General features: G+C 64.6%; 21 protein-coding genes. 8 read left to right on the forward strand and 13 right to left on the reverse strand.

Going from position 1 to position 25,411, the window contains the following annotated elements:
- Positions 1-29: 29 nt before the first annotated feature.
- From ACFVSJ_RS03140 to ACFVSJ_RS03160, 5 genes are all read right to left on the reverse strand, one after another.
- Entirely contained in the window at positions 30-1,139 is a 1,110-nt protein-coding gene (locus ACFVSJ_RS03140; protein WP_387434317.1) for a hypothetical protein, read from the reverse strand.
- Positions 1,136-2,413: a glycosyltransferase gene (locus ACFVSJ_RS03145; RefSeq protein WP_387434318.1), complete on the reverse strand. Its 1,278-nt coding sequence runs from the start codon at positions 2,411-2,413 to the stop codon at positions 1,136-1,138. The genes ACFVSJ_RS03140 and ACFVSJ_RS03145 overlap by 4 nt, the downstream gene beginning before the upstream one ends.
- Positions 2,410-3,324 carry an ATP-grasp domain-containing protein gene (locus ACFVSJ_RS03150; protein WP_387434320.1) on the reverse strand — a complete coding sequence of 305 codons (915 nt, stop codon included), beginning with the start codon at positions 3,322-3,324 and terminating at the stop codon, positions 2,410-2,412. Before ACFVSJ_RS03150 ends, ACFVSJ_RS03145 begins: the two co-directional genes overlap by 4 nt.
- Entirely contained in the window at positions 3,324-4,103 is a 780-nt protein-coding gene (locus ACFVSJ_RS03155; RefSeq protein WP_387434322.1) for a PIG-L deacetylase family protein, read from the reverse strand. The genes ACFVSJ_RS03150 and ACFVSJ_RS03155 overlap by 1 nt, the downstream gene beginning before the upstream one ends.
- 257 nt (positions 4,104-4,360) lie before the next feature.
- A complete protein-coding gene (locus ACFVSJ_RS03160) occupies positions 4,361-5,926 on the reverse strand; it encodes a zf-HC2 domain-containing protein (RefSeq protein ID WP_387434324.1) in 1,566 nt (521 codons plus the stop codon).
- A gap of 150 nt (positions 5,927-6,076) precedes the next feature.
- Between ACFVSJ_RS03160 and ACFVSJ_RS03165 the strand changes: the two genes are divergently transcribed.
- The 3 genes from ACFVSJ_RS03165 to ACFVSJ_RS03175 all read left to right on the forward strand — a co-directional run bounded on the left by ACFVSJ_RS03165 (position 6,077) and on the right by ACFVSJ_RS03175 (position 9,213).
- Positions 6,077-6,820, forward strand: a complete 744-nt coding sequence (locus tag ACFVSJ_RS03165) for a hypothetical protein (RefSeq protein WP_387434327.1) — start codon at positions 6,077-6,079, stop codon at positions 6,818-6,820.
- Positions 6,821-6,911: 91 nt separating this feature from the next.
- Complete coding sequence (locus tag ACFVSJ_RS03170; protein ID WP_387434328.1) at positions 6,912-8,195, forward strand: Ig-like domain-containing protein; 1,284 nt, start codon at positions 6,912-6,914, stop codon at positions 8,193-8,195.
- A 193-nt stretch (positions 8,196-8,388) separates the two neighbouring features.
- A complete protein-coding gene (locus ACFVSJ_RS03175; protein WP_387434330.1) occupies positions 8,389-9,213 on the forward strand; it encodes a DUF1684 domain-containing protein in 825 nt (274 codons plus the stop codon).
- On the opposite strand, the gene ACFVSJ_RS03180 is transcribed toward ACFVSJ_RS03175, so the two are convergent.
- Both ACFVSJ_RS03180 and ACFVSJ_RS03185 read right to left on the reverse strand, forming a co-directional pair.
- A complete protein-coding gene (locus ACFVSJ_RS03180) occupies positions 9,214-10,455 on the reverse strand; it encodes an acyl-CoA dehydrogenase family protein (protein WP_387434332.1) in 1,242 nt (413 codons plus the stop codon).
- Positions 10,455-11,246, reverse strand: a complete 792-nt coding sequence (locus tag ACFVSJ_RS03185; protein ID WP_387434334.1) for an SDR family NAD(P)-dependent oxidoreductase — start codon at positions 11,244-11,246, stop codon at positions 10,455-10,457. The genes ACFVSJ_RS03180 and ACFVSJ_RS03185 overlap by 1 nt, the downstream gene beginning before the upstream one ends.
- Positions 11,247-11,386: 140 nt before the next feature.
- Here ACFVSJ_RS03185 and ACFVSJ_RS03190 point away from each other — a divergent pair, with 140 nt between their 5' ends.
- The 4 genes from ACFVSJ_RS03190 (at position 11,387) to ACFVSJ_RS03205 (ending at position 16,525) form a co-directional block, all read left to right on the forward strand.
- Positions 11,387-12,526 carry a glycoside hydrolase family 76 protein gene (locus ACFVSJ_RS03190; RefSeq protein WP_387434336.1) on the forward strand — a complete coding sequence of 380 codons (1,140 nt, stop codon included), beginning with the start codon at positions 11,387-11,389 and terminating at the stop codon, positions 12,524-12,526.
- 183 nt (positions 12,527-12,709) lie between these two features.
- Positions 12,710-13,759 (forward strand): iron ABC transporter substrate-binding protein, encoded by a 1,050-nt coding sequence (locus ACFVSJ_RS03195; RefSeq protein WP_387434338.1) that lies wholly within the window; start codon positions 12,710-12,712, stop codon positions 13,757-13,759.
- A gap of 4 nt (positions 13,760-13,763) precedes the next feature.
- The gene (locus tag ACFVSJ_RS03200) at positions 13,764-15,362 is read left to right on the forward strand and encodes an ABC transporter permease (RefSeq protein ID WP_387434340.1); all 1,599 of its coding nucleotides are present in this window, start codon (positions 13,764-13,766) and stop codon (positions 15,360-15,362) included.
- Positions 15,359-16,525 (forward strand): ABC transporter ATP-binding protein, encoded by a 1,167-nt coding sequence (locus ACFVSJ_RS03205; RefSeq protein WP_387434342.1) that lies wholly within the window; start codon positions 15,359-15,361, stop codon positions 16,523-16,525. Before ACFVSJ_RS03200 ends, ACFVSJ_RS03205 begins: the two co-directional genes overlap by 4 nt.
- Before the next feature lie 58 nt (positions 16,526-16,583).
- On the opposite strand, the gene ACFVSJ_RS03210 is transcribed toward ACFVSJ_RS03205, so the two are convergent.
- Positions 16,584-17,189: a YdeI family protein gene (locus ACFVSJ_RS03210; protein WP_387434344.1), complete on the reverse strand. Its 606-nt coding sequence runs from the start codon at positions 17,187-17,189 to the stop codon at positions 16,584-16,586.
- Positions 17,190-17,276: 87 nt separating this feature from the next.
- Here ACFVSJ_RS03210 and ACFVSJ_RS03215 point away from each other — a divergent pair, with 87 nt between their 5' ends.
- Positions 17,277-17,981, forward strand: coding sequence for a hypothetical protein (locus tag ACFVSJ_RS03215; protein WP_387434346.1), 705 nt, complete (start codon positions 17,277-17,279; stop codon positions 17,979-17,981).
- Here ACFVSJ_RS03215 and ACFVSJ_RS03220 read toward each other — a convergent pair.
- The 5 genes from ACFVSJ_RS03220 to ACFVSJ_RS03240 are packed head-to-tail and all read right to left on the reverse strand — an operon-like array spanning position 17,978 to position 25,330.
- Positions 17,978-19,234 (reverse strand): M20 family metallo-hydrolase, encoded by a 1,257-nt coding sequence (locus ACFVSJ_RS03220; RefSeq protein ID WP_387434348.1) that lies wholly within the window; start codon positions 19,232-19,234, stop codon positions 17,978-17,980. The two genes, ACFVSJ_RS03215 and ACFVSJ_RS03220, sit on opposite strands and share 4 nt — an antisense overlap.
- Before the next feature lie 8 nt (positions 19,235-19,242).
- Positions 19,243-20,943 carry an amidohydrolase gene (locus ACFVSJ_RS03225; protein WP_387434350.1) on the reverse strand — a complete coding sequence of 567 codons (1,701 nt, stop codon included), beginning with the start codon at positions 20,941-20,943 and terminating at the stop codon, positions 19,243-19,245.
- A gap of 8 nt (positions 20,944-20,951) precedes the next feature.
- Positions 20,952-22,349, reverse strand: a complete 1,398-nt coding sequence (locus tag ACFVSJ_RS03230) for a gamma-aminobutyraldehyde dehydrogenase (protein ID WP_387434352.1) — start codon at positions 22,347-22,349, stop codon at positions 20,952-20,954.
- A 15-nt stretch (positions 22,350-22,364) separates the two neighbouring features.
- Positions 22,365-24,002: a thiamine pyrophosphate-dependent enzyme gene (locus ACFVSJ_RS03235; RefSeq protein ID WP_387434354.1), complete on the reverse strand. Its 1,638-nt coding sequence runs from the start codon at positions 24,000-24,002 to the stop codon at positions 22,365-22,367.
- A complete protein-coding gene (locus tag ACFVSJ_RS03240; protein WP_387434356.1) occupies positions 23,999-25,330 on the reverse strand; it encodes an MFS transporter in 1,332 nt (443 codons plus the stop codon). The genes ACFVSJ_RS03235 and ACFVSJ_RS03240 overlap by 4 nt, the downstream gene beginning before the upstream one ends.
- Positions 25,331-25,411: the final 81 nt, after the last annotated feature.

Here is a 25,411-nt window from a genome sequence, read left to right on the forward strand (position 1 = left end):
CAGATTCTGGCATCGCCCGGGCTACAGGATTACCCAGCCCAAGCTTTCTGGAGGACCTGCCAGTGATCGTCACCCATGAGGCTCGCAGGCGTCACTGACACTGACTCCGCACCGCCCCGTGCCGCCTCCCTCAAGGCATCCGCAAAATTATCCGCCGAGATGACGCCGTCGTCCGCCCATAACCCCAGCGAGAGCGACATCCGGGAACCGGCACGGCGGTTCATGGCCCGTACCAACTCCTCGGTGCTGGGCGCACGCTCACTGTTCAGTCCCACGTACTGCCACACATGGAGGCGGTTCACTTGCTTGAGGAGAAGATCGTAGTCATGTCCGCTCTCAGCCCTGTCTCCGGACGCGGACTTGAGCGGGCTCCTCACATCCATCTCGGTTTTGACGCCATAGGGTTCGACGGCGGCAGCCACCTTTCGGGCGATGTCCGCCACCGCTTCGCTGCGCCAGGTCCGGATATGGGAATCTGCGGTATTGATCGATCCGTTGGCCAACCGAGGCCAGTCGGTTTGGCCCGTGGTGGATTTGTAGTCTTCAAGATCATCCGGCCCGAAGGTGAAATCGTCGAACATCAGCTCGGTCAGGTCCACTGCGGTGGGGTGGTACTTCCTGGCGACGTCCGCGGCGAGTGCTACCAAGCGATTGCCCGCTTCGCCGTTGCGCAGTGCGGACACACTGGCAAAACTCGAAGATCGCTGGCCATGGATGTCCCGCCCCGCAAGGGAGGGGTCCTCGCGGAGGGCTCTGTCCAGAAGGACATCAATGGTCAGGATGACATCCCGTTTCTTACCGTCAGCCGAGGTCCCCAAAGCTTTTACAGCCTCGGCGACGTAGTCCCGTCCGTTTGCCGCCACTTCGCTTAAGGACGACCCCGGCCGGGCGGCCCACGGAAAGGCTGTCCAGTCCGTGCGCCCCACGGCCAGCGAGACGGCTGTGGCGTTTACCGAATCCAGCCGCTGGGCAAGCTTCGGAAGGTGTTGGGGATCCTTGGTCACGACATCCTCGAAGCCAAGGTTGACGATTCGATCGCTGGGCAGGGAAAGACTCCCGGCAGAGGACGTCGCCATAACCGCCGTGGACGCGACTGCCGTGGCTAGCATGACGGCAAAAGAAACGAAGATCTGTTTCACGCCAGGGACCCCCTCACGTGATCGCTCTCCAGCGCCGTCACCGAGACGACGCCCGTTCGTTGCAGTTTGTTCCACCGCGCGGGACTCCCCCGCAGTTCCTTGATGATCGCGCTGGCCAAGGCGAGTCCCACAAAGACTGAATAAAAAGGCCACAGCGGCACTGTCCAGACAAAACGAAGATCCTTCCATGAACGATTGAGACCGATGGAAAAGACGATCAGGACAAAAGAGACGAAGAGGCCAAGCCATCCCAGGATGGCAAGCACTTCCCAGGGAATGGGTCCTTTGCCTGCCACGTAGAGAAAAGGCAGAATCCCCAGGATCAACAACTGCAGGATGGGTATCAGCACCATGGTGAACGCGTTGAAAACAAGGAACAGCCCGAACGTCCCGTAGGTCGTCTTGCCCAACATCCCAAAGTGCATACGCAGGGTTTGGAGCAGGCCTCGCGACCAACGCACACGTTGGCGCCATAGTCCACCCATGGTGGAGGGCGATTCAGCATAGACCAGCGCCTTGGGCTGGAAGTTGACCCGGAAGCCGGCCTTGTAGACCCGCCAGGTGAGCTCCAGGTCTTCGCCAAGGGTGTCCTCATGGAAACCGCCCATGCTGCGTACCAGGTCCGCCCTGAATGCACCGATGTTGCCGGACACAATGGGGAGGCAGTGCATCAGCGAGAGGGCTCGGCGCACGAGCCCCGTGCCGACATGGCTGAGGACCGCGAGCATCATGGTCTGCACCCTGTTGAGGTTCACAGGCCGATCGTCGCCGCAGACTGCGCCGACCTTGGGATGATCGAATCCCTCAAGCATGTGGAGCATGGTGTCCGGCGCGAAGATTCCGTCCGCGTCAACGAACATCAGGATGTCGCCTTGGGCCGCCGCAATGCCAGTGTTCAGGGCCGCTCCCTTACCCGCGTTTGCGCGGGATATGAACCGGACACGGTCATATTGTTCGGCAAGCCCGGACATGATCTCAGCCGTGGAGTCGGTGGACCCGTCGTCAACCAGGATTACTTCCAGCCGGACGTACCGGCTGGCGAGGATCGACTCCACACAGTTGGTGATGACCACGGCCTCGTTGTAACCCGGGACGATGACTGAAACCAAAGGCTTGGTGATGAGGACCGAATACTTGTGTTTCACCGGACGGGGGCGGTGAATGCGGTTGAAATAGAGGGCCAACGGAACATAGAAGATCTTGACGGCACCGAAACCCAGGATGACGAGGCCGCCCACCTGGACAAAAACCAACGCAATATCGAGGACTGTCACGCAGTCCTGCCTGTCAGCAGCTCGGTGGCATGCGCCCGCAGCACACTGTCCACGAGTTCCGGAGCGAATGTGCTGTTGGCGCCGAAACGGGCGTTGACCTCAAGGACCACCGGGGTACCGTCCGCCATCCTTCTGATGTCGATGTCCACCGGACCCTGCAGGCCCAATGCTTCGACGGCGGCAACGGCCAGTTCTGCTACGTCCCGGTCCGCTGGTGGTTCGCTGCGCCGGACCGAAACCGCATTGCCTATGCGACCTTCTTTGAGTTCGGTCTTCTCGAGTACCACCACGAGGCGCTCGCCCTTTCCGTCGAGATGAACCACCGGAGCGTATTCCGGACCGGAGGCGAATCGCTGGACAATCACCGTCTCATCCAGCGTGGCCCAGGCATCCGCGGCGTGTTGCCCTCCGCCGGCCAGTCGCTCCAGAATCTGCACGCCCCGGCCACCGCGGGAAACACGGGGTTTGACTACGAGCGGACCGCCGAGCACGTCCATGGCGTGCTCCGCGGATTCGAAACTCCCGGGAAGCCCATAAGCCGGGACGCCCACACCTGCGTTGTCGAGGCAAGCCATGGTGTGGAATTTGTCGTTGGCGATGCGGACCGGTGCAGCATCGGCCACGACCACCCGCACACCGGGCGCCAGATCGTCCTTTGCCCCGGAGACCAGGACCAACTCGTCGCTGACGGTCGGAACAAGAACATCGATGGCGTGTTGGGCGGTCAGGCCGCGCAATTCCCACAGATAGCCGGGCGCGTCGGAGCGGGAAACCTTGGCGACCACATCTGCGGAGCCACTGCCCACTGCCTGCATGTCCACGCCGAGGACCCAGTGGCCGCGGTCCATGAGCTGGCGTGCCAGCGAACTGCCTGCGGGACCGCCGACACCTGTGACCAGGAACCGGGCCATCAGAACTCCCCCACTGCCGAGCCGAGCAAGCGTACGGGTTCAAAGCCTTCCGCGTAACTGGTCTTGACTTGCGAGCCACGGAAGGCCGCGAGACTACGGACCCTTTCGGCGCTCATGTAGGGCTTGCCCCGCTGGTCCCGGTGCATGGAGACGGCGTGGATCTTTACATCCACATAGCCCGCGATATCCACGAAGACACTTGGATTGAACTGCCGGGTGGCCGAGGGGCTCTCGAAGCACAGGATGGACGAATGCCGCCGCGCGGCACGCATGGTGGCGCTGTGCACGGCTTGGTGGTCCTGGTGGTAGTCATGGCCCGAGTGGGTCATCACAACGTCCGGTTGGAACTCATTGATGAACGCTTCAATTGCCTGGACCATTTCCTGGCCGTGCTGGGACAGGTTGGTATCCCGGAAGTCGTGCACCTGGACCTTGGCTACCCCCATGAACTCCGAACCCGACGATGCCTCGCTCACCCGGACTGAGCTGTCGCCGCCCTTGCTGCCATTGCTCATGACCATGGCCCGGACTTCATGGCCAGCGTCCGCGAGCTTCGCGAGCGTCGCACCGCAGGCCAACTCGAGATCGTCGGGATGGGCTCCGATGGCCAGGACACGCCTGGGTTGGGCGGTCATGGCGTGGTCTATCCTCAGCGTTGGTGCCACCAGGAAGCCGACAACCAAGGCAGCACCGCACAAGAGCACCACCACGGCGCACCAGCCCAAGTACTCGGGACTTAGAACACACCCCAACAGGGCGCCCATCAGCAGTGCGCCCAACGCCGCCGTAATCCCGCGCAACCGATGCGGCGATCTGAATCTACGAACGAACCAATTCCGGCCGACCGGGACCAAGGCTAAAGCCACGGCCAGCGCGCCAAGCGCGCCAGCCACGGCAAACACCATTGCCTTCATACTTCCCCTAAATAACGTGGATGATGCGTACCAACCCGCGTCCGGGTCTTGCCATGGAATGAGTGAGTAATGGAGCTGATTCATGATGGGGATTGGGTTGTGATCCACGCATCAAAAGTTGGTCAATAGTTGTAGACGAACCGACGTTCCTGGATTCCCGTCCCGTCAAGGCCATAGCTGAGGGAAGAGGCGCTGCGATGCCGTGATTCGACCGTCAAGTGGAAGTGCAGGTTCCTCCGCTTGGCCGAGTCGGTGGAACACACTGCCTTGGACTCGTTTTCCAGCGTGCACCTCCAACCATCGGGAGCGTCGATGGAGCCACCAACTATCCGCGCGCCATCCGGCGCCGAGAACACTGCTGTCCCTTTGCCCAGTGGAGCCGAGCCGGAGACTGTGAATTCGATTGTGAAAGGGGTGGTGGAGCGGCTCCCATCCTTTGTCATTCCGACGGCGGCGGTGACTGTTCCTGACTTGGTGTCACGCTTGGGCGGGTCGGGAGCCGGAGTGGGAGAGGGCGTCACTTCCGGGGCAGACGACTGGGGAGGTTCGACGGCGGGTGCCGTGTCTTCCGGCACGGGCACCGGATCAGGCCGGGGTTCCTCAGTTGCGGGGGCCACTGGCACAGGTGGGATCTCCGTTGGGCTGGGCGAAGGAGTGGGGGTGTCCGCCGGCGGGGCTACTGTGGCTTGGCTGGGAACGGCTGCGGTCTGGACAGTCCGTTGTTCGGAGGGCGTCTCCGGGTAAAAATGGTCTACGACTCCTGCTGCCCCGATCACCAGCCCCACTGCTGCGGCTGTCATGATGGCCGCAGCAGCCGGCTGGGCAATGAGGGGTGCAACAGCTGCCACTTTGGCGGGGGCAGCGAGGCTTCCGATGATGCCCAGCCCCGAACCATGGGCCGCCCAGGCAGCCACCGGAATCCCCGTGACAAGAGGCAGGAGCACAGCCTTCATGCTGCCTTCCACATCCTTGAGCTCCGCCACCACGGCCGTGCAACTGGCGCACCCTTCAAGGTGGGTGCGGACCTTTCGCGCTGAGGGCCCGGAGAGGCCACCCCTGATGTAACTTCCGAGCTTGGCTACGTACTCCGTGCATTCCTTCCTCGGGTCTTCCGAGACATGGCATTGCAAGTACTGGCGGCGCAAGCCTTCGCGAGCCCGCAGTGCCAAGGCTGAAACGGCGTTGGCCGACAGACCCAGGAGGGGGGCTGCTGCAGCCGGCTTCATGCGTTCGACGTCGAGGTACCACAGCACTGCCTGCCAACGCTCGGGCAGCATGCGGAATGCCTTGGCCACGGTGTGGGATTCAAAGGCCTTGACCACCGCGTCCGGCTCGCCCACCGCATGGTCCAGCGTTGAAGCGTCACCGCTTGGAAGTGTCCTGCCCGCCTTTCGGTTCCGATGATGGGACAGGCGCGTGACAGTGGACAGCAGATAGGCGCGAAAAAACGTATCGGGGCCTCTGCCGGCAACCAGGCTTTGGAGCACGGACTGGAAAGCTTCCGCCACAATGTCCTCTGCGTCGCTGGGGTTGTCCACGTTGCGCCGGGCCACCGTTGAGGCGATGGAAATATGCCGTTCGTACAGGCCGTCAAAAGCTGCCGTGTCACCGCCCCGAACCAACGCAATAAGCTGCCCGTCACTGGCCTCGGCACTGGCCTTCCCGGGGTGCTGCGACCTCCGCGCCATCTACGGCGTCCCCACATGCGAATAAATCTTGCCCATACATACGGAGTGAATGGTGGGTCAAAGTCATGACGCCCATTTCTACAATCTTTTTAGGAATTAGAGTTGCCCGGTGCGTCGTCATGATTGGCTGCAAGGCCGCACTCTTCGGATATGACCTTGTACGGGACAAAATCGATCGCCGAATGCACGTTCTCGCGGCACCTCCTCCTACGCCGCTGGCAGACCACCAGCTACCAGCAGGGATGGCGGTTCAAATCCGACTGGCTGCTGCCCGAAGTCCGCACTGTGGTCACCTCACTGACAACGCGCTCCACTGTTCCTGCCCCGACTGCAAAATCGCTGGGGGCCGCGCGCGCCAGGAACGGCGTGGGCATCGGCGAAACCATGACGGACTTCCGGGCCCTGTTTGACGCGGCGGACCAGAGCCTCGATGTGGATGCGCTCCAGTCATTGGCCGAGGGGTGGGCTGAAGGTGCCGAGGCACTTCCCCCGATCTCCTGCACGGACGTTTACACCGGTCTGGCCACGCAGGCCCATTTCCAGCGTCATCTCGTGGAGTTGGACAACGCAGGTCCCGAGTACGCCCAGCATCACGCATTGGCGGTCATCGCCCTTCCCGAGCCGCCAGACAGCCGAAGCCATGGATGGACGCTGCTGGTGCAGCTGGGGGCCTTGGTCCAGCGCCAACTCAGCGGGACAGGCGCCTTGGCAACCTACCGGAGCTCCGCCATCCACGTTGCGTTCCAGGTGTGCGAATCCAACCTCGAACGGCTGGCAGCCTGCAAGGCAGCCATGGAAGCCCTGGGGGCCGGATCCTTGAGCCCATCGCGGATGAGCCTTTACCCGCTTTCCCAGGATGCAGGCACATCCGAACGGTGGCCGGAACTCCTCTGACGGCGAATCCGAAAGAGGGCGTCACGAAAGCGGTGGCTCGGTCACTCAACTTTCGACGGCCTATGGATTCACCAACAAAGGATCTCTTCCAATGAATAATCAGTTGCATGTCAAGGTGGCTTCCGCAGCCACCGCACTCCTTGCCGCACTCTTGGTGGCGGTGGCCCTGGTCTGGTCGGCCGCGCCCGCCCATGCCGCCGCGATTGCAGGTGCCCGCATCACCCTCAGCACCCAGTCAGTGGTGACGAACCAGTGGGACCAGGTGGATCTTTCCTGCACGTGGACCGTCCCGGACCACTCCAAGCCCGGCGACACCTTCGAACTCCAGCTACCACCCCAGCTGCGATGGTTTGGAACCGCTTCATTTGACCTGAACAACCCCGACGGCGAGACTGTCGCAAAGGCTGAAGCAAGCGATTCCGGGCTCGTAGTTTTCACCCTGACGGACTTCGTGCAGACCCACCAGTTCGATATTGGCGGCACCTGCTCCTTCACCACCCAGTACTCGGCGGATCCCGGCAACAGCACGGCCAGCCAGCTTGATTTCGTCATTGGCGACACCGTGGTCCGCGTACCCGTCGACATCAAGCCCTGCACCAGCGACTGCGCGCCCGTCCCAACTTCGCCCGGCAAAGCCATGTGGTGGGCAGACGCGGAACAGACGCGTCTCGAATCGATTGTGTATATGCCGCCGATGCAGTCAGACACCAACGAGGTCGTTGTCACTGATACGCCTGCCGCCGGCATGGAAATCGACTGCGACGAAGTCACCCCACGCGTCGGCAAGGTATTGAACGCCCAGGGCAACATCATCGATCCCATGGACACAGAGAAGTACCCGGCTGTGGTCGAATGCACCCCTGGGAAAGTCACGGCCACCTGGACGGGGCTGCCCAAGGGCGAACGCGTGGAACTGTTTGTGGTGGCAGCAGTGACTGATCCGAACCTCGACTCCTACACGAACACCGGAACGGTCACCATCTCCGGCGTCGAGAGCGCCATCAGCGCCGAAACCAAGCGGACCTTCGCAGACGGAAGCGGCGACGCCACCACGGGTCCGACGGCCACCCCCAAGCCCACGGCAACTCCCACAGCGACACCCACGCCCACGGCAACTCCCACGCAGGCCACACCCAGCACTACCCCTGCAACACCAACCGCAAGCCCGAGCACCAGCCCCACGACGTCTGCCCCCGTTGTGGTGGTACCGACTCCGACGGCCACAACTCCCGCAGCGGGTGGCAGTGAAGGCGAGCTTGCCACCACTGGAGCCAACGGGACGGTGTTCATCACGGTCGCCGCCGCGTTCCTGGCTGTGGGTTCGCTGCTGGCCTTCGCTGCTACCAGGTCCGCAGCACGCCGACGCTCCCACTAGAGAGCCGGCGAATTGAACCGCGATGCGATGTGCCGTCCCCCGGGCACATCGCATCGCCTTTAAGACGGGCTCGCGCTGGCATGTGTTGGGGGCCAGCGCGAGTCGCTCCACGGACGGGAATGCGCACCCCTCCCGCATGGTTGACGGGAAGGACAAGCCGCCACAAGCGGTCCCGCGCGAATCAAGGAGAACCATGATCCCCACCGCTGCCGATGCCCAACTCGCCCGCTGGGAAAGGTTTCGCAACGGACGGAACGCGGCCTTGGCATCGGACCACGGTTGGCTGACGCTGACGTCGTTCCAGTGGCTCGAAGAAGTACCCGGGCCATTGGAGCTCGCCCCGGGGCATTGGTCGACGAACGGCAGCATCGCCACACTGACGGCCACAGCGGAGGATGGCCTCAGCTTCGTCGCTACGGGAGAACCCGCAGTGGGAACGTTCACCGAAGCCCTGCAGGACGAAGAATCGCTCATGTGGGTCCAGTACGGCGGTCCCGAAGGAAACCAAGTGGTGGTGGAGCTGGCCATGCGGGCTGACAAGTACGCCATCCGGACCAGGGACAACGGCTCACCTGTCTACACGGAGTTCAGAAGTGTTCCAACCTTCGCCTATGACCCCCAGTGGGTGGTCACAGGCAAGTTTGAGGCCTACGACCACCCCGTGGATGTGCCCATTGGAACGGCCAATCCCTTGGTGGACGGGGTCCACCGCTCCGTGGGCGAGGTGGTGTTCCGCGCACCGGGTGTTCCGCACCAGATCAGGCTCCACGCGGAAGAGGAAAAACTCGGAGCCCTCAACGTGACGTTCCACGATGAGACCAATGGCGAAACCACCGACGAGTGGCGCAAGGTGTTCATCCCCAAGCCCCGCCCGGACGGATCCGTAGTCATCGACTTCAACCGCGCCATCAACTACCCGAGCGCTTTCACCCCCTACGGCACGTGCCCCATGCCAGTGCGCGGCAACTCGATCGATATCCGCGTGGAGGCGGGCGAGAAGATTCCGGAAGAGGCGTAGCTAGGCGATGGCGGAAACCCCTGTAACTGCCCTTCCGACGATGAGCGAGTTGATCTCGTACGAGCCTTCATAGGTGTAGATCGCCTCGGCATCGGCGAACACCTTCGCTATCCGATAGTCGGTCACGATGCCGTTCCCGCCAAGGATGGACCGGCCCAAGGCCACTGTTTCACGCATCCGGGCGCTGCAATAGGCCTTGGCCAACGCCACTTGGGCCATATCAGCGCCGCCGTGCCGCACCCCACCGGCGTCCGTGAAGATGTCCTCCTGCAATTGCGCAATCCGGACCATCATCCCCATGCTGGCCACAGCGTTGCCCAGCATGTCCACCAGGTGCTGTTGGATCAATTGGAACTTGGCCAGCGGCTTGCCGAACTGGAGGCGTTCCACGGCGTATTGCCGGGCAATGTCAAAGGCAGCCAGCTGTTGGCCTACCGCTTGCCAAGCCACCATGATCCGTGAGCCGCGCAGGAGATGGTTGGTGTCCGCAAAGCTGTTGATCCCGGCGAAACGGTCGGCCTCGGCGACATGTACGTCTTGGAAGAGGATGTCGGCGTTCTGCACCGTCCGCAGGGCAACCTTGTTTTCGATGCGGCTGCGCGTGATCCCCGGCAGCGAAGCGTCGACGACGAACCCACGCACGGCGCCGTCGGCCTCGTCCTTCGCCCACACCAGCATGTAGTCGCAGAACGTCCCGTTGCCGATCCAGCGCTTGGCTCCGTTGATCACCCAGTAGTCGCCGCCGTCGGACGCGGCCCTGACGACGCGCCGCGCCCTGGTTTCCATCCCGCCGGCGACGTCCGAACCGTGGTTCGGCTCGGTAAGCGCGAAGGCGCCGGTGGTGCGCAGGTTGGAGGCGTCGTCGAGGTAGCGATCCTGCTGGGCATCGCTGCCGAAGTCGTAGAGCGATTCGACGAAGAGATCGTGGTGCACCATGAAAAAGGTGGCGATGGACGTGTCAACTCGCGTCATTTCTGCGATGACCAGCCCGGCAAACAGGTGGGTGTAGCCTCGCTGGGCGGGCGCACTAAGCCGGAGCGCCGCCAGCTTGGGCAGGATGTGCTCCGGAAACTCGGCCTTGTCCCACCACTCGCCCGCGTACGGGGCGATCTCAGTGGCGAGGAATGCTCGAAGTTCGTTCAGTTTGCGCTGCTCCTGCACGCTGAGCAGCGACTCGAAATCGAAGAAATCGGCAGTAGGCAAGTCGGCAGGCTGCGTTGCCGCGCCGGCGTAGTCTCCCATTACTTCAGTCCCATCCGGATGGCACCGTCGAGCCGGATGGTCTCGCCATTGAGCATGGCGTTCTCCACGATGTGGGCGGCCAGGTTGGCGTACTCGGCTGGGCGTCCCAGACGGGCGGGGTGCGGCACCTGCTGGCTTAGGGATTCCTGCGCTGCCGGAGGCAGGCCGGCCATCATGGGCGTTTCGAAAATCCCGGGAGCGATGGTGGCCACGCGGATCAGCGAGCGGGCGAATTCACGGGCGAGGGGCAAAGTCATGGCGGCAACGGCACCCTTGGATGCGGCGTAGGCCGGCTGCCCGATCTGGCCTTCGAAGGCTGCCACCGACGCGGTATTGATGATCACGCCGCGTTCGGGTCCCCCGAGTTCAGTACTTACGGGCTCGTTCTGGACCATGGAGGCCGCAGCCAGCCGGACAACGTTGAACGTTCCCACCAAGTTGATCTGGATGACCCTGTTGAACACCTCAAGCGGAAGAACGCCTTCACGGCCCAGCACTTTGCCCGGCGTGGCGACGCCCGCGCAGTTGACCACGATCCGCAAGGCGCCAAGCGATGCGGCGGCGTCGATGGCCGCCTGTACTTGGGCCTCGTCGGTGACGTCCGCCGGGGCGAAAACAGCCTGCTGACCGGAGGCAACCGCGTTCAGCTGAGCCGCGAAGGCCTCGCCTGCCGACTGCGGCAGATCCACCAACACCACCGAGGCCCCGGCGTCGAAAAGCCGTTTGGCGGTGGCAGCACCCAGTCCTGACGCTCCCCCGGTGACCAGTGCAACTGTGCCTTTGATGTCCATCCATCCTCCTCGATGCAGACGCGACGCAAACTTCATGCAGATCCAAATCCGTTAATGCATGTTAACTGGAATTGTGACCCAGCGCACGTCGGGAGAACCCGCCGCACATCCCGTCGGGACACCGCCGCTAGGCTGGGACCATGCCGAGCAACACCGAGCCATCAGCTAACCCGAGCCAGTGGGCAGGCCGCGCCGACCACGCCGCACGCTCGGTCACCCGCACCTTCGGCAAGCGGCTGTTCTTCCTGCCCGGGACGCACATCGGCGCCATCAGGGTCCCGTGGCGGGCCAGCAGCATCTTCGGCCCATGGCACTACTGGTGGCAGGCGCATTACGCGGACTGCCTGGTGGATACCGGCCGCCGCGAACTCGCCGCAGGAGCAAAGTTCGACGGCGACTCCCGCCCCAGTGCGGGCAGGCTCGCTTCCCGGCTGGTCACCAGCATCCGGATCAGGAACCGCTTCAGGTTCATCAACCACTTCTACGACGACATGGCGTGGCTGGCCCTTTCAACATTGCGGCTGGACGCGCTGGCCGAGGAAACCCGCAAGCCTGGACGCCGCCGCAACGCGTACGTTCGCAAGTCCCTCACCCTTCAGTTCAACTCGGCAGCCACTGAGGATCTCGGCGGCGGCACCTTCTGGAGCACCGCGAGGGACTTCAAGAACACCCCGGCCACGGCTCCTATCGCACTGTATTTCGCCAGGACGGGACACCTGGACGAAGCCCAGGCGCTGGTGGACTGGCTTAACACCAAGCTGCTCAACCCTGACAGCGGCCTCTACATGGATGGGCTGCGGATCCGCAATGGCGGGACCGTACTGGAAAACGCGATCTACACCTACAACCAAGGCCCGGTCTTAGGAGCACTGCTGGAACTCGGCGGCCCGGCAAACGTTGAACGGGCGGCCGGACTCATCGAGGCGACAGCGCGGGAACTGACCATCGACGGAACCAAGGTGATCAAAGGCCAGGGAACCGGCGACGGCGGCCTGTTCACCGGCATCCTGGTTCGGTATTTGGCCTTGGCCGCCCGTGACAGCCAACTTCCGGACCACGCCCGCGCCACCGCCGAGGCACTGGTGTTGGCCACCGCGGAAGCCCTGTGGGCCGGTCGCGACGAGGCCGGCGGCAACACGGCAGGCGGAACCAGGCACCTGGTTTTCTCCCCCGACCCCCAGCGCCCGGCGGGCGAAACGTATCCGGCGGGGGCCGCCGTCGAACTTTCCACCCAACTGCAGGCATGGATGGCCTTCGAGGCGGCGGCCACACTGACGTAGGCGAATTACGTCACGCAATACTTGTGTAATTGAAGTGATCCTTGTCACTTAATGCCTTTCGGGCTTCGTTAAGAAGGATTGCCTAACCTACGCTTTTCAGGAGCGGGCACCCCAATCCCCCAACGCCCGCAAGGACCGGAACGCGCTTCCGGACCCCACGTCTGTTCGCAGAAAGAAGTCTCCATGAAGCTCCGCAAGAACGCGCTGGCTGGAATCGCGCTCGCCGCCACCGCCGCCCTCGGCCTCTCAGCCTGTGGCTCCAACGCAGGAACTCCGGCCGCCTCCGACTCGGCCGCCGCTTCCGGCGACGGCATCACGGTGTACAACGCCCAGCACGAAAGCCTCACCAAGGAATGGATCGACGCTTTCACCAAGGAGACCGGCATCAAGGTGACGGTCCGTCAGGGCGGCGACACCGAAATGTCCAACCAGATCATCCAGGAAGGCGCAGCCTCCCCGGCAGACGTCTTCCTCACGGAGAACTCGCCCGCAATGACGCAGGTTGAGAACGCCGGCCTCTTCGCAGACGTGGACAAAGCAACCATCGACCAGGTTCCCGCCGAGTTCCGCCCCTCCACCGGCAAGTGGACCGGCATCGCAGCCCGCTCCACCGTTTTTGTGTACGACAAGAACAAGATCAGCGAAGACAAGCTGCCCAAGTCCATGCTGGACCTGGCCACCCCGGAGTGGAAGGGCAAGTGGGCCGCATCCCCCACCGGCGCTGACTTCCAGGCGATCGTCTCCGCCCTCCTTGAACTCAAGGGCGAAGCCGCCACCGAGGAATGGCTCAAGGGAATGAAGGAAAACTTCAAGGCCTACAAGGGCAACAGCACCGCCATGAAGGCCGTGAACGCCGGCGAAGTGGACGCCGCGCTGATCTACCACTACTACTACTATGGCGACCAGGCCAAGACGGGCGAGAACTCCAAGAACGTCACGCCGTACTACTTCAAGAACCAGGATCCGGGCGCGTTCGTGTCCGTCTCCGGCGGCGGTGTCCTGAAGTCCTCCAAGCACGCAGCCGACGCACAGGCATTCCTGAAGTTCATCACGGGCAAGAAGGGCCAGGAGGTCCTGAAGACGGGTACCTCCTTCGAATACGCCGTTGCTTCCCAGGTTGAATCCAACGAGAAGCTTGTTCCCATCAAGGAACTCCAGGCTCCCGCCGTGGACCCGGCCAAGCTCAACTCCACCAAGGTCACCGAGCTGATGACCAAGGCAGGACTGCTGTAACCCATTGAGTACCAACCTCCCGGCTTCCGGCACGCAATTGGCAGGAAGCACGACGACGGCGGGCAGGGGCAAGAGCCCTCGCCCGCCTTTCGGCGTTTCCACAGTGTCCCTGCTGGCGGTCCTGACGGCGCTGTTTTCCCTCGTTCCCCTGGGTTACGTGGTCTACATGACCACGGCGACAGGCTGGGACACCGCCGTCGAACTCATCTTCCGGCCGCGCGTCGCGGAACTGTTGATGAACACCATCCTGCTCACTGTGATCACTGTTCCCGCATGCCTGATCCTGGGGGTTGGCGGCGCCTGGCTGGTGGAGCGGACCGGACTGCGGGGCAGTCGCTTCTGGGCCGTGGCGTTGGCGGCACCGTTGGCCATTCCCGCATTCGTCAACAGCTACTCGTGGGTCTCCGCCGTGCCGTCGCTGGAAGGCGTCTGGTCCGGCGTCCTGATCGCCACGCTTTCCTATTTCCCGTTGGTCTACATCCCTGCGGCGGCCACGCTGGGCCGGCTTGATCCTGCGATCGAGCAGTCCGCGGCGTCGCTGGGCCTGGGGCCGTGGGCTGTGTTCTTCCGCGTGGTCCTGCCGCAACTGCGCATCGCGATGTCCGGTGGTGCGTTGCTCGTCGCCCTGCACCTCCTGGCGGAATACGGTGCCTTCGCAATGATCCGCTTCGATACGTTTACCACCGCGATCATGGTCCAGTTCCAGTCCACGTTCAACGGCACGGCCGGAAACATGCTGGCCAGTGTCCTGGTGTTCCTCTGCCTGATCCTGTTGGTGTTGGAGGTCCGGAGCCGCGGCACGGCACGCTACGCCCGGATCGGTTCGGGTGCGCAGGCAAAAGCCACCCGCCTGCCGCTGGGGCTGTACCAGGCGCCTGCCCAACTGGCACTCCTTGCCCTCACCGTACTGGCCTTCGGGGTTCCGGTATGGTTCGTGCTGCGCTGGGTCGTGGCGGGCGGTTCGGAGATCTGGGCCGCGGACGAGTTCATGCCAGCCCTGCTTCAGACCCTCCTGTACGGCGCGGTCGGCGCCTTGGTCACCACCATCGTGGCGTTCCCCATGGCCTACTTGGCCGTACGGCGCCCCAGTTGGTTCAGCAAACTGCTGGAGCTGTCCAACTACGTCACCAGTTCCCTTCCGGGAATCGTGGTGGGCCTGGCCTTCGTCACCGTCAGCATCCGCGTGGTTCCGGGCATCTACCAGACCGCCGGAGTGCTGGTGGCCGCATATGTGCTCCTCTTCCTGCCCCGGGCGCTGGTCAACATCCGTTCCGGTCTGGCCCAGGCTCCGAAGGAACTCGACGAGGCCGCCCAGTCTTTGGGCAAGGCACCGCTGGCCTCCTTCTTCCGGGTCACCCTGCGGCTGTCCGCGCCCGCGGCTGCGGGTGGAGCCGCATTGGTCTTCCTCGCCATCGTCAATGAACTCACCGCCACCCTGCTGCTTTCACCCAACGGCACCAAGACCCTGGCCACCGAGTTCTGGAGCAAGAGCAGCGAGATCGACTACACCGGGGCAGCCCCCTACGCCCTGCTGATGATCCTGCTCTCGGCACCCATGACCTACCTGCTTTTCCAACAGTCCAAGAAAGTTGCCGGACAGTGACCGAACAATCCCCCTCAAGACTCCCTGCCCCGCGGGTTGCGCCTTCCATTGCGCCCAGCACCAATCCGCATCTGGACATCGCCGAGGTCACCAAGAACTTCGGTTCCCAGTCCGTGCTGAAGGGCGTGAATCTCTCGGTCGCGAAGGGCGGCACCACCGCGATCGTGGGTCCTTCCGGCTCCGGAAAAACCACGCTCCTGCGCTTGATTGCCGGCTTTGAACACCCGGACACCGGCTCCATCAGCCTGGACAGCGCCCCCGTGGCCGACGGCAACACCTGGGTTCCGGCGCACAAGCGGCAGGTTGGCTACGTGGCGCAGGACGGAGCCTTGTTCCCGCACCTGACGGTGGGGCAGAACGTCGCGTTCGGGCTCGATTCGGCAAAGCTCGACGGCGGTCGCCGCGCCGTGAAAACGCGGGTCGGCGAGCTCCTCGAAATGGTTTCCCTGGACCCGGCCATGGCCAAACGGCGTCCGCACCAGCTCTCCGGCGGCCAGCAGCAGCGTGTTGCCTTGGCGCGGGCGTTGGCACGCGAGCCGGAACTCATGCTCCTCGACGAGCCGTTCTCCGCCCTCGACGCGGGCTTGCGCGTTGCCACCCGGCGGACCGTGGCCAAGGTACTCAACGATGCCGGCGTCACCACCATCCTGGTGACCCACGACCAAGCCGAGGCGCTCTCCTTCGCCGACCAGGTGGCGATCATGCGCGGCGGGAAGCTCGCCCAGATCGGCAACCCGTTTGTGGTCTACACCCGCCCGGCGGACCGGGCCACGGCTGAGTTCCTGGGCGATGCGGTGTTCCTCGATGCATGGATGGAGGGGTCCTTGGCCACGTGTTCCCTGGGCGGCATCCCCGTCCGGCGCCCGCCGGCCCAAGGCAAGGTCCAGCTCATGCTCCGGCCCGAGCAGATCAGGATCGCCCCGGATGGACCCATCCGCGGAGTAGTGGTGGATACGGACTACTTCGGCCCGGAAACCACTGTCCGCATCAAACTGGGCGAGTACGGTGCACCCGACGGCAGCGCCACCGGGAACGGCCACCGCTACCCGGGCGGCGGGGAGGTCATCACCATCCGCCACTGGAACGCCTCGATCACCAAGCCTGGGACCGAGCTCTCCTTGCGCGTGGTCGGTGAAGGCGTGGCGTTCCCCTTGGGCGACTAGGCCCAACTGGGTCGCATTTGTGCGCGTTTTGGGCGTTCAAAACGCGCACTAATGCGACCTACTTGGGGGCGGAGGCGGGCTTTTTGCGCTGTGGGTAGGGGGCCTCGTGGCGGGCCAGCATCTCCACGAAGCCTTCGATTTTCCGGGCACGGGTCTCCGCCCGCTTCACCGTATTGGTGCGGTGGATCAGGGCGAAGCGGTTCTGCGACGTGAGGACGTCGAACATCGCTTGGGCCTCCGGGACGGCGGCAATGGCGGCGGCCAGATCGGCAGGAACTTCGATCGTTGCGGGCCCGGCATAGGCCGCCTCCCAGCGTCCATCGGCCTTGGCTGCGTCGACGGCGGCCCAGCCGGCCGCGGTCATCCTTCCGGCCTCATCCAGACGTGCGATGTGCCCCACGTTCCGGGCCGACCAGATACTTTTGGCACCGCGCGGAGTCATGCGCTGGAAGTAGCTCTCGGCGTCGCGCTTTTTCACTTGCCCGTCAATCCAGCCGAAGCAGAGCGCCTCGTCCAACGCGGCGTCGTAATCGAGCTCGGTGACGTTGCCGCCCTTCTTGTGGAGGACCAGCCACACGCCCCGGCTCTCCGCAGCGTGCTCGGACAACCATTCGCGCCATTGGTCCGCGTCTTTGACGATCAGTTCTGCAAGTTCGATGGGCATGGCCCTTATTCTGCTGTGAATCGGCCCGTTCGGCATAGGCTTGGACGCGGAAGCCGCGAAATGCCGTGAAACCGCCCAGGAGGAGCCATGCTGCGAGCCCGTCCCATCCATTTCACTTCGCGGCCGGAGCCATGGGCCGAGCTGCTTGAGGCGCTGGGACTGGTGGTCACCAGGGCGGACAAGGACTGGTTTGAGTTCGACGCCGGATCCGGTCGCCTCGCGCTGCACCGGGTGGCCCACGAATCCACCCAGCCGCAGGACGGCGCCACGGTGTTTGGAGTGGAGGTGGGAGTGCTCGACGAATTCGCGCGGCGCACGCGGGAGGACGGAACCATCGCACAGGTGACCGAAGCGGCCCACGGCGAAACCGTCCAGGTCACGGCACGCGATGGCTTCACCTTCCTGGCCGACCCCGCCCAACGTGCCGCGGATGGCACGTGGGCAACGTCGGACGAAGCCGACCCCGCACTTTCCGTGGTGGCCACGTGGGTGAGTCCCGACGTCGGCGGTTCGGCCCAGGAGCTCCGCAACATCGGTGCGCGGCCCCGGACCTCGGACGACGAATCGGCCACGTTCACCACGAAGAACGGCGGCATCCTGCGCGTGGTGCATGGTGCGGAAGCAGAGTCCGGCGACCTCGCTTTCGAGTACGACGGCGGCCTGGAACCGCTGCTGGTCAGGCTCCACCAAGCGGGAGTCGATGCAAGGATCGAAGAGGATATCCTTTACGTCGCCAACCCGGACGCCGCCGCAGGGTCGGCGCCGGCGTCGATCCTGGTGGTAGCTGTTTAGTTCTCCAGCGCCCCTGCGCACAACTGGCTGACTACCTCGGTGAGCATGGTCAGCCCGGCAACGATGTCCTCATCGGTGGTGTATTCGTGCTCGTTGTGGGAGATCCCGTCAACGCTGGGCACAAAGAGCATCACGGTGGGGACGAGGTCCTTCATGTTCGTGGAGTCGTGGCCAGCGAGGGTCATGACTTCCTTGTTGCTCAGGCCAAGGTCGGCGGCAACCTTGGCCGCGAGTTCCACACCCTCGGGCTGGTACGGAGTGACGGCCCAGGAGTGGGAGTGGTGCTGCTCCACCGAGACGTTGGCCAGTCGCTCGATCTCCGTGATACGTGAGTGCAGCAGGGCATCCGCCTCGGCCAGGACGGCCTCATCGGCGCTGCGCAGGTCAAGGAGCAGGTTCACGCGGGACGGCACCACCACAGGCGAGTTCGGGTACACATTGAGCTGCCCCACGGAGGTGTGCAGGACGCTCGGGAACCTGTCAGCGAGCTCGCGGGCTGCTACCACCAACATGGATGCCCCGAGGAGGGCGTCCTTCCGGTCCGCGATCACGGTGGAACCCGTGTGGGCCTGCTCGCCGTGGACCACGAATTCGTACTTGTTGGCGGCCCAGTTGGAGCTCACCAAACCGATGGTGACGCCTTCTCGCTCCATGCTGCGGCCCTGCTCAATGTGGATCTCGGCGCAGAAGGCAGCTTCGGGCCCCACAAAGTCACCGCGGCAGCCGATCGCGTCCAGCGCGTCCCGCACGGAAACACCCGCGGCGTCCTCGGTGTTGAGCGCATCGTCCAGGTCCAGCTTTCCCGTGTACACGGACGAGCCCATCATGGACGGCTTGAAGCGGCTGCCTTCCTCGTTGAACCAATTGACGACGGCGAGGTTGAACTTGGGTGCCTCGGCGCCGGCTTCCCAGCGGCCCACCAGGCGGAACGCGGCGTGGGCGGCAGCGAGGACGCCATAGGCACCGTCGTAACGTCCCGCCGTCGGCTGTGAATCCATGTGCGAGCCGACCACCACGAACGGCGCACCGGGCACGGCTTCGTAGAGGCCCCACTGGTTGCCGGCGCGGTCGAACTTGACCGTGAAGCCGTGTTCCTCAAGGAGGCCGGTGAGCCAGCGGCGCTGTTCGCCGTCGGGAATCGTTGCGGCCTGGCGGTCCACGCCGCCGTTATCGGTGGCCCCGAAGGCGCTCATGGTGCGGAAGTCCTGGACGAAGGCGGTGTCCTGGGCGGTGAAGCTTGTGGTGGTTGTCATGGTCTCCCCTAATTGCTCTGGTGGGATTGGCCGGAAGGAACGAGGGCCGCCGGCGCAGCGTGGAAGTCGGTTGATTGGTACGTGAAGTGACCTCCGACGGCGGTGGCCAGGACACGCAGTCGGCTGATGTCCGGCGCGTCCAAGGGAGAGGCGGAGAGGACGGTGAAGTCCGCGAGCTTGCCCTGCGTGAGTGAACCCTTGTCCGCCAGCGTGCCCGTGGCTGAGGCAGCTCCGCTGGTGTACGCGGCGAGTGCCTGGAACGGGGTCAACCGCTCTGCAGGACTGCCAAAGACTGCCCCGGACGACGTTCGCCGGTCCACGAAGGCCTGCATTCCGCGGAGGACGTTCCCATCGGCGACAGGCCTGTCCGAGCTTCCAGCGAGCACCACGCCGGCATTCAGGAAGCTGGCTGCGCGGTAGGCCCACGGCAGGCGCTCGGGACCAAGGGAATCGGTCATGCCGTCCCCGCCGTCGCGGAAGAAGCTCGCCTGCGGAGTGACGGCAATTCCGGCTTCCGCAAGCCGGGAGAGCTGCTCGGGCCGGGTCATGGACGCGTGCTCGATCCTGTTGGGCACGCGTCGCGGACCGTAGGTGGCTTGGCAGTCGGCGATGATGTCCAGCGCCAAGTCGATGGCCCGGTCCCCGATAGCGTGCGCCGCGATGGACCAGCCAGCGGCATAGGCTGCCTCGATGCGTTCCCGCAATTGCGCAGGATCAGCCTGGAAGTAGCCAACGTTGCCGCGGTTGTCCTTGTGGCCGTGGCTGCAGAACTCGTGGCTCACAGCCGCGGTCTCGCCAAGGAGGGAGCCATCCAGGAAGACCTTGGCCGGGCCGAGGGACAAGTACTCGTTCCCGAATCCAGTGGAGATCCCAAGATCCAATCCGGCAGGAGCCACCCCGGCGCTGTCGGCGCTGTGCCCATCCAGACCGTGCAGCACATCCAGCACCGGCATGACCTGCGCCCTGGCGTGGAGCCGCCCCTCGGCCGCAGCCCGCTGATACGCTGCGAGCTCGGCCGGGCTGTGCCCGATCCAGCCGCCGCCCACCCCGGCCTCGGTGAAACTCGTGATCCCCTCGGACGCGTAGTACAGCGTTGCCCGCTCCAAGGCGGCCTCGATGTCCTCCAGCGAGTACGGCAGGATCAGCTGCTGGATCAGTTCCTGGGCCGTCTCCTGGACGAGTCCCGTGGGACGTCCCGCCGCGTCGCGGACGATCGCTCCGCCGTCGGGATCGGGGAACCACGGCGACTCGGCACCTGCCAGCCGCAGCGCGGCTGTGTTGACCACGGCCATGTGACCGGAGTTGTGGCGCATGAAGAGCGGCCGCTCGCCGGTGATGCGGTCCAGCTCGGCGATGTCCGGGAAGGAACCCGCGTGCTGGGTCTGGCTGAAGCCTGTGGCGAAAAGCCAACCCTCGCCATGAGCCATGGCATCTGACAGCAGTCCATACAGCTCTTCCAATCCACGGGCAGAGGACACGTCCAGCTCCGCCAGGCCCAGCCCGAACCACGTGGTGTGGCAGTGGGCATCGATGAATCCGGGCGTGACCGTCGCGCCGCCGAGGTCCAGGACGTCAACGGCCTCCAGCCCGGAAAGCTCCTCGTCCAAGCCAACAATGCGGCCCTGCCAAATGCCCAATGAGCTTGCCACTGGCCGGTCCGCATCCATGGTGATGATGTCTGCGTTGCGCAGGAGAAGATCGAGTTTCATGGCAGTTTCTAGCGGTGGGACGTGGTGACGGACTTGATGCGGGTGTAATCCTCCAGGCCGTAAACGGAGAGGTCCTTGCCCGTGCCCGAGTGCTTGAAACCGCCGTGTGGCGCTTCGGCAGGGATGACCTGGTGGCAGTTGATCCAGACGGCACCGAAGTCGAGTTCCGTGGAAACGCGCGTCACCACCCCGTGGTTCTCGGACCACACGCTGGACGCCAAGGCGTACTTGGTGCCGTTGGCGAGCTCCAGGGCTTCCTCTTCAGTGGCGAACGGCTGGACGGTCAGCACGGGACCGAAAATCTCGTCGCACACCACCTCGTCGGTCTGGAAAACGCCGTCGATCACTGTGGGTTCAAAGAAGTAGCCGGTTCCGGTGCGCTTGCCGCCCGCCAGGACCTGCGCGTTTGCGGGGAGCCGGGACATGAAGCCCTCCACACGCTCCAACTGGGCTGAGCTGTTGAGCGGGCCGAGGTCCGTTCCGACCTTCAGCGCCCCGGCAGCATCTGCCAGTGCTGCGGCGAACTCGGTGTGGATGTCCTGGTGGACCAGGACGCGGGTAACCGCCGTGCAGTCCTGCCCGGCATTGAAGAACGCGGCCAGCGCGATTTCACCGGCGGTCCGCTGGATATCGACGTCGGCAAACACCACAGCGGGCGCCTTGCCGCCGAGCTCCAAGTGGACGTCCTTCAGGGTCTTCGACGCCGCGGACATGACCTGGGCACCGGCTCGGGTGGAACCGGTGATGGAGACCATTTCAGGAATGTCGTGCTCCACCATGGCGGCACCGGCTTCCCGTCCGCCACACACGATGTTCACGACGCCCGCCGGGTAGACCTGCTGTGCCAGCTCGCCCAGGACCACGGTGGACCACGGGGTGGTGTCGGCCGGCTTGAGGACCAGCGTGTTTCCAGCAGCCAACGCGGGGCCGATCTTCCAGATGGCCATCATGAACGGGTAGTTCCACGGCGTAATCTGAGCCACCACACCAATCGGCTCACGACGGATGGTGGACGAGAAACCCTCCACATACTCCGTCTGCGCCGTCCCGGACACAACCCGGCACGCTCCGGCGAAGAAGCGAAGCTGGTCGGCGCCGCGCAGGATTTCGAGTTCCTTGGTGAGGGCTGCGGGCTTGCCGGTGCAGGCCACCTCGGCTTCGAGCAGGCGGTCAACGTTCGCCTCGATAAGGTCCGCAAGCTGCAACAGCAGCGACTGGCGCGTTCCCGGCGTCGTGCGCTTGTAGCTCTTGAACGCTGCGGCAGCAGCCTGGAAAGCAGCGTCGACCGTGGCGGCGTCGCTGTCCGGGGCGGAGCCGATCTGCTGGCCCGTAGCGGGGTTGAAGAATGGCAGCGTGTCCGCTGCGGGTGCGGACTCGCCGTTGATGATGTTCTGAAGCTGGATCACGTGTGGGTCCTGACTCTAGTTGGACGTTTTGGGCGAGCGCGTCGTGGGGTCCTGCGGCAAGTGCAGCAGGGCCGGGAGGCCGGAGTCGACGGCGCGGCGGAACGCGGCAGCGAAGTCCTCGGTACGCTCCACCCGCTCGCCGAAGCCGCCGTAGGAGCGGGCCAGCGCGGCGAAGTCCGGGTTGGTCATATGCGTGCCGGACGGGCGGTCCGGGTAGTGCGCTTCCTGGTGCTCGCGGATGGTGGCGAAAATGCCGTTGTCCACCACGAGCACGATGAACTGTGCGCCGTAGCCCATGGCCGTGGCGATCTCCTGGCCATTCATCATGAAGCAGCCGTCACCGGCAACGGAGATGACCTGGCGGCCGGGGTATGCCAGCGACGCCGCCACGGCCGCGGGGATTCCCATGCCCATGGCACCGTTGCGGGGCGCAGCCAGGGAGTTGGCGGAGTTGTGATCCAGGTACCGTGCGGGCCACAAAGCGTGGTTCCCGGCACCGAAGGTGAGCACTGCGTCCGGATCCATCTCCTTCTTGAGGACCTCCATGGCGACGCCCAGGTCGACGCCGATGCCACCGTCGGGCTGCGGCGTGGAGAACGTGAGCTGCTCGGCGCGGGCGCTGGCGAACCAGCCTTCCTCGCGCTCGCCTGCTGCATCAGTGGAGGCGAGTGCGCTGCTGGAAGCCAGCGCACCCGCGAACGCCGTGACGTCGGCAACGATGTGCTGGTCCACGCGGCCGAAGTGGCCCAGGAGGTTGGCATCTGCGTTGACCACCACCGTCTCGGCGTCGAGCCCGCGCTTGTAGCCATCGGACAGGACATCGCCGCGGACGCAGCCCACGAAAACCAGCAGGTCGGCGTCGTCCAAGCGCTGGGCGTTGGAGTCGCTCCGGCCGTAGCCCAGGAAGCCGGCGTAGGCGTCGCTGCGGTGCGGAACGGCGTCGTAAGCGCGGAAGTCGGCCACCACCGGAATGCCATGGCGGCTCGCCCAGGCGGCCAGCTGCTCGCCGGATTCCTGCGTCCAGCCTTCGCCGCCGACCACGATGAGCGGCTTGCGCGCCTTCTCCAGCTTTTGGGTGAGACCGGAAAGGTCCGCTGCGGCCGGTTCGGGCCGGGCCACCTTGCGGGGTTCCACGGTGGCGTCCTCGACGGCGTGGACCAGCACGTCCTCGGGGAGGCCGATGACGACGGGGCCGGGGCGTCCGCTGAGGGCCGTGAAGATGGCGTCGTCCACCACGCGGGCGGCGGAAGCGGCGTCGTCGAGCGTGACCACTTTCTTGGCCGTGCTGCCGAACCAGGCGTTGATGTCGAATTCCTGGAAGGACTCACGGCCACGGTCGGCCACGGGAATGAGCCCAACGAACAGGATCAGCGGGGTGGCATCCTGGTAGGCGGTGTGGATGGCAATGAACGCGTTGGCGGCACCCGGTCCACGGGTCACCATGGCCACACCGGGCAGCTCGGCCAGGCGGCCGTCGGCGAGGGCCATGAAGCCGGCGCCGCCTTCCTGGCGGGCCACCACATTGGTGATGGGCGAGCCGTGCAGTCCGTCAAGGACATCGAGGAAGCTCTCGCCGGGGACGGTGTAGACGCGCTTGATGCCTGCCCGTTCCAGCTGACCGACAATCAGGTGGCCCGCGGTGGTTGTGCTCAATGCTTCATTCCTTCTTCTTCGATGGAAAGGCTGGGGAGGAACAGGCCGGAGAGGGCCGTCAGGGCGGACACGACCAGCAGGATGATGGCGCCCGGCCAGAAGGAGTTGTTGGCGGCCACCAAGGCCGTGGCGATCAGCGGAACAAAGCCGGAGATGACGCCGGCGGTGTTGGAGGTGATCGCGACGCCGGTGTAGCGGACTTTCGTGGCGAACAGGGCGGTCAGCGCGGTGCCGGAGACTGCGTACGGAATGGACAGGACGGCGACGCCGATCATCATGCCGAGGACCACCAGGATGGGGTTGCGGGAGTCGATAGCCAGGAAGACCGGGACCGCGATAATGGCGGAGGCCACGCCGCCCCACAGGATGACCTTGCTGGCGCCGAACTTCTCGCCCAGGCGGCCTGCCCAGATGAGGGCACCGATTTCCAGGGCAGCGGCAAGCAGGGTGCCCAGCAGCAGGAGTTCAGAGGGGAGCTTGAGGACCTTGGTGCCGTAGAAGACCACGAAGCTGGTGATCAGGTAGAACCCACCGATGCCGAGGAGGGCCGAGCACATGCCCACCAGGATCTGGCGCCAGCTGTTTTTCAGGACGCCGCGGATGGGGGCGTGCTCGGTTTCGCCGGATTCCATGAGGGCCTCGAACTCGGGCGACTCGCTCAGGCGGCTGCGGATCCACAGAGAGATGGCCAGCAACGGAATCGCGGCTATGAACGGGATGCGCCAGCCCCAGGCGTCAAAGTTGGTCTGTCCCACCAGGAACAGCATGCCGAAGAAGCCGCCTGAGGACAGGATGGTGCCGATCGGCGAACCGATCTGCGGCAGGGCGGCGTAACGCGCACGCTTGGCCACGGGAGCATTTTCGACGGCGATGATCACCGCGCCGCTCCACTCACCGCCGACGGCGAGGCCTTGGACGATGCGCAGGGCGACCAGCAGGATCGGGGCCGCGATGCCGATGGTCATGTAGTTGGGCAGGAGGCCTATCAAGCCGGTGACAATGCCGATGCCCACGATGGTGACCATCAGGATCTTCTTGCGGCCAACCTTGTCGCCCAGGGCTCCAAAGATAAAGCCACCGATGGGGCGGGCCACGAAGCCGACAGCAAGGGTGGCAAAGGAACCCATGGCTGCAACGAACGGATCCTGCGAGACGAAGAACTGGGCGTTGAACACCAGGGCAGCAGCCGTGGTGAAGAGGAAGAAGTCGTACCATTCCAGCGCCGTGCCAACCAGGGCGGCCAGGGCCACCTTCTTGGTGACGCTCTCGTCGATGACGCGATCTGCCGCTGGGCTGATGCCCGTGGCTCCGCTGACGGTGCTTGCCATTGTTGCTCCAAAAGTGCGAAAACGGGTCCGGGCGTTGGGAGCCCGGGCGGTGGTGTGGATGCTGTGAGGGGGTTCACTCCA

The sequence above is a fragment of the Paenarthrobacter sp. NPDC058040 genome (assembly GCF_042885775.1).
Taxonomy (GTDB): Bacteria; Actinomycetota; Actinomycetes; order Actinomycetales; family Micrococcaceae; genus Arthrobacter.

Bases quoted from the DNA above. Each gene is read 5' to 3' on its own strand.
- ACFVSJ_RS03210 (WP_387434344.1), bottom strand. From the start codon at position 17,189: ATGCCCATCGAACTTGCAGAACTGATCGTCAAAGACGCGGACCAATGG.
- ACFVSJ_RS03150 (WP_387434320.1), bottom strand. From the start codon at position 3,324: ATGGCCCGGTTCCTGGTCACAGGTGTCGGCGGTCCCGCAGGCAGTTCG.
- ACFVSJ_RS03170 (WP_387434328.1), top strand. From the start codon at position 6,912: ATGAATAATCAGTTGCATGTCAAGGTGGCTTCCGCAGCCACCGCACTC.
- ACFVSJ_RS03185 (WP_387434334.1), bottom strand. From the start codon at position 11,246: ATGGACATCAAAGGCACAGTTGCACTGGTCACCGGGGGAGCGTCAGGA.
- ACFVSJ_RS03165 (WP_387434327.1), top strand. From the start codon at position 6,077: ATGACCTTGTACGGGACAAAATCGATCGCCGAATGCACGTTCTCGCGG.
- ACFVSJ_RS03240 (WP_387434356.1), bottom strand. From the start codon at position 25,330: ATGGCAAGCACCGTCAGCGGAGCCACGGGCATCAGCCCAGCGGCAGAT.
- ACFVSJ_RS03220 (WP_387434348.1), bottom strand. From the start codon at position 19,234: ATGACAACCACCACAAGCTTCACCGCCCAGGACACCGCCTTCGTCCAG.
- ACFVSJ_RS03215 (WP_387434346.1), top strand. From the start codon at position 17,277: ATGCTGCGAGCCCGTCCCATCCATTTCACTTCGCGGCCGGAGCCATGG.
- ACFVSJ_RS03160 (WP_387434324.1), bottom strand. From the start codon at position 5,926: ATGGCGCGGAGGTCGCAGCACCCCGGGAAGGCCAGTGCCGAGGCCAGT.
- ACFVSJ_RS03195 (WP_387434338.1), top strand. From the start codon at position 12,710: ATGAAGCTCCGCAAGAACGCGCTGGCTGGAATCGCGCTCGCCGCCACC.
- ACFVSJ_RS03175 (WP_387434330.1), top strand. From the start codon at position 8,389: ATGATCCCCACCGCTGCCGATGCCCAACTCGCCCGCTGGGAAAGGTTT.
- ACFVSJ_RS03190 (WP_387434336.1), top strand. From the start codon at position 11,387: ATGCCGAGCAACACCGAGCCATCAGCTAACCCGAGCCAGTGGGCAGGC.
- ACFVSJ_RS03225 (WP_387434350.1), bottom strand. From the start codon at position 20,943: ATGAAACTCGATCTTCTCCTGCGCAACGCAGACATCATCACCATGGAT.
- ACFVSJ_RS03180 (WP_387434332.1), bottom strand. From the start codon at position 10,455: ATGGGAGACTACGCCGGCGCGGCAACGCAGCCTGCCGACTTGCCTACT.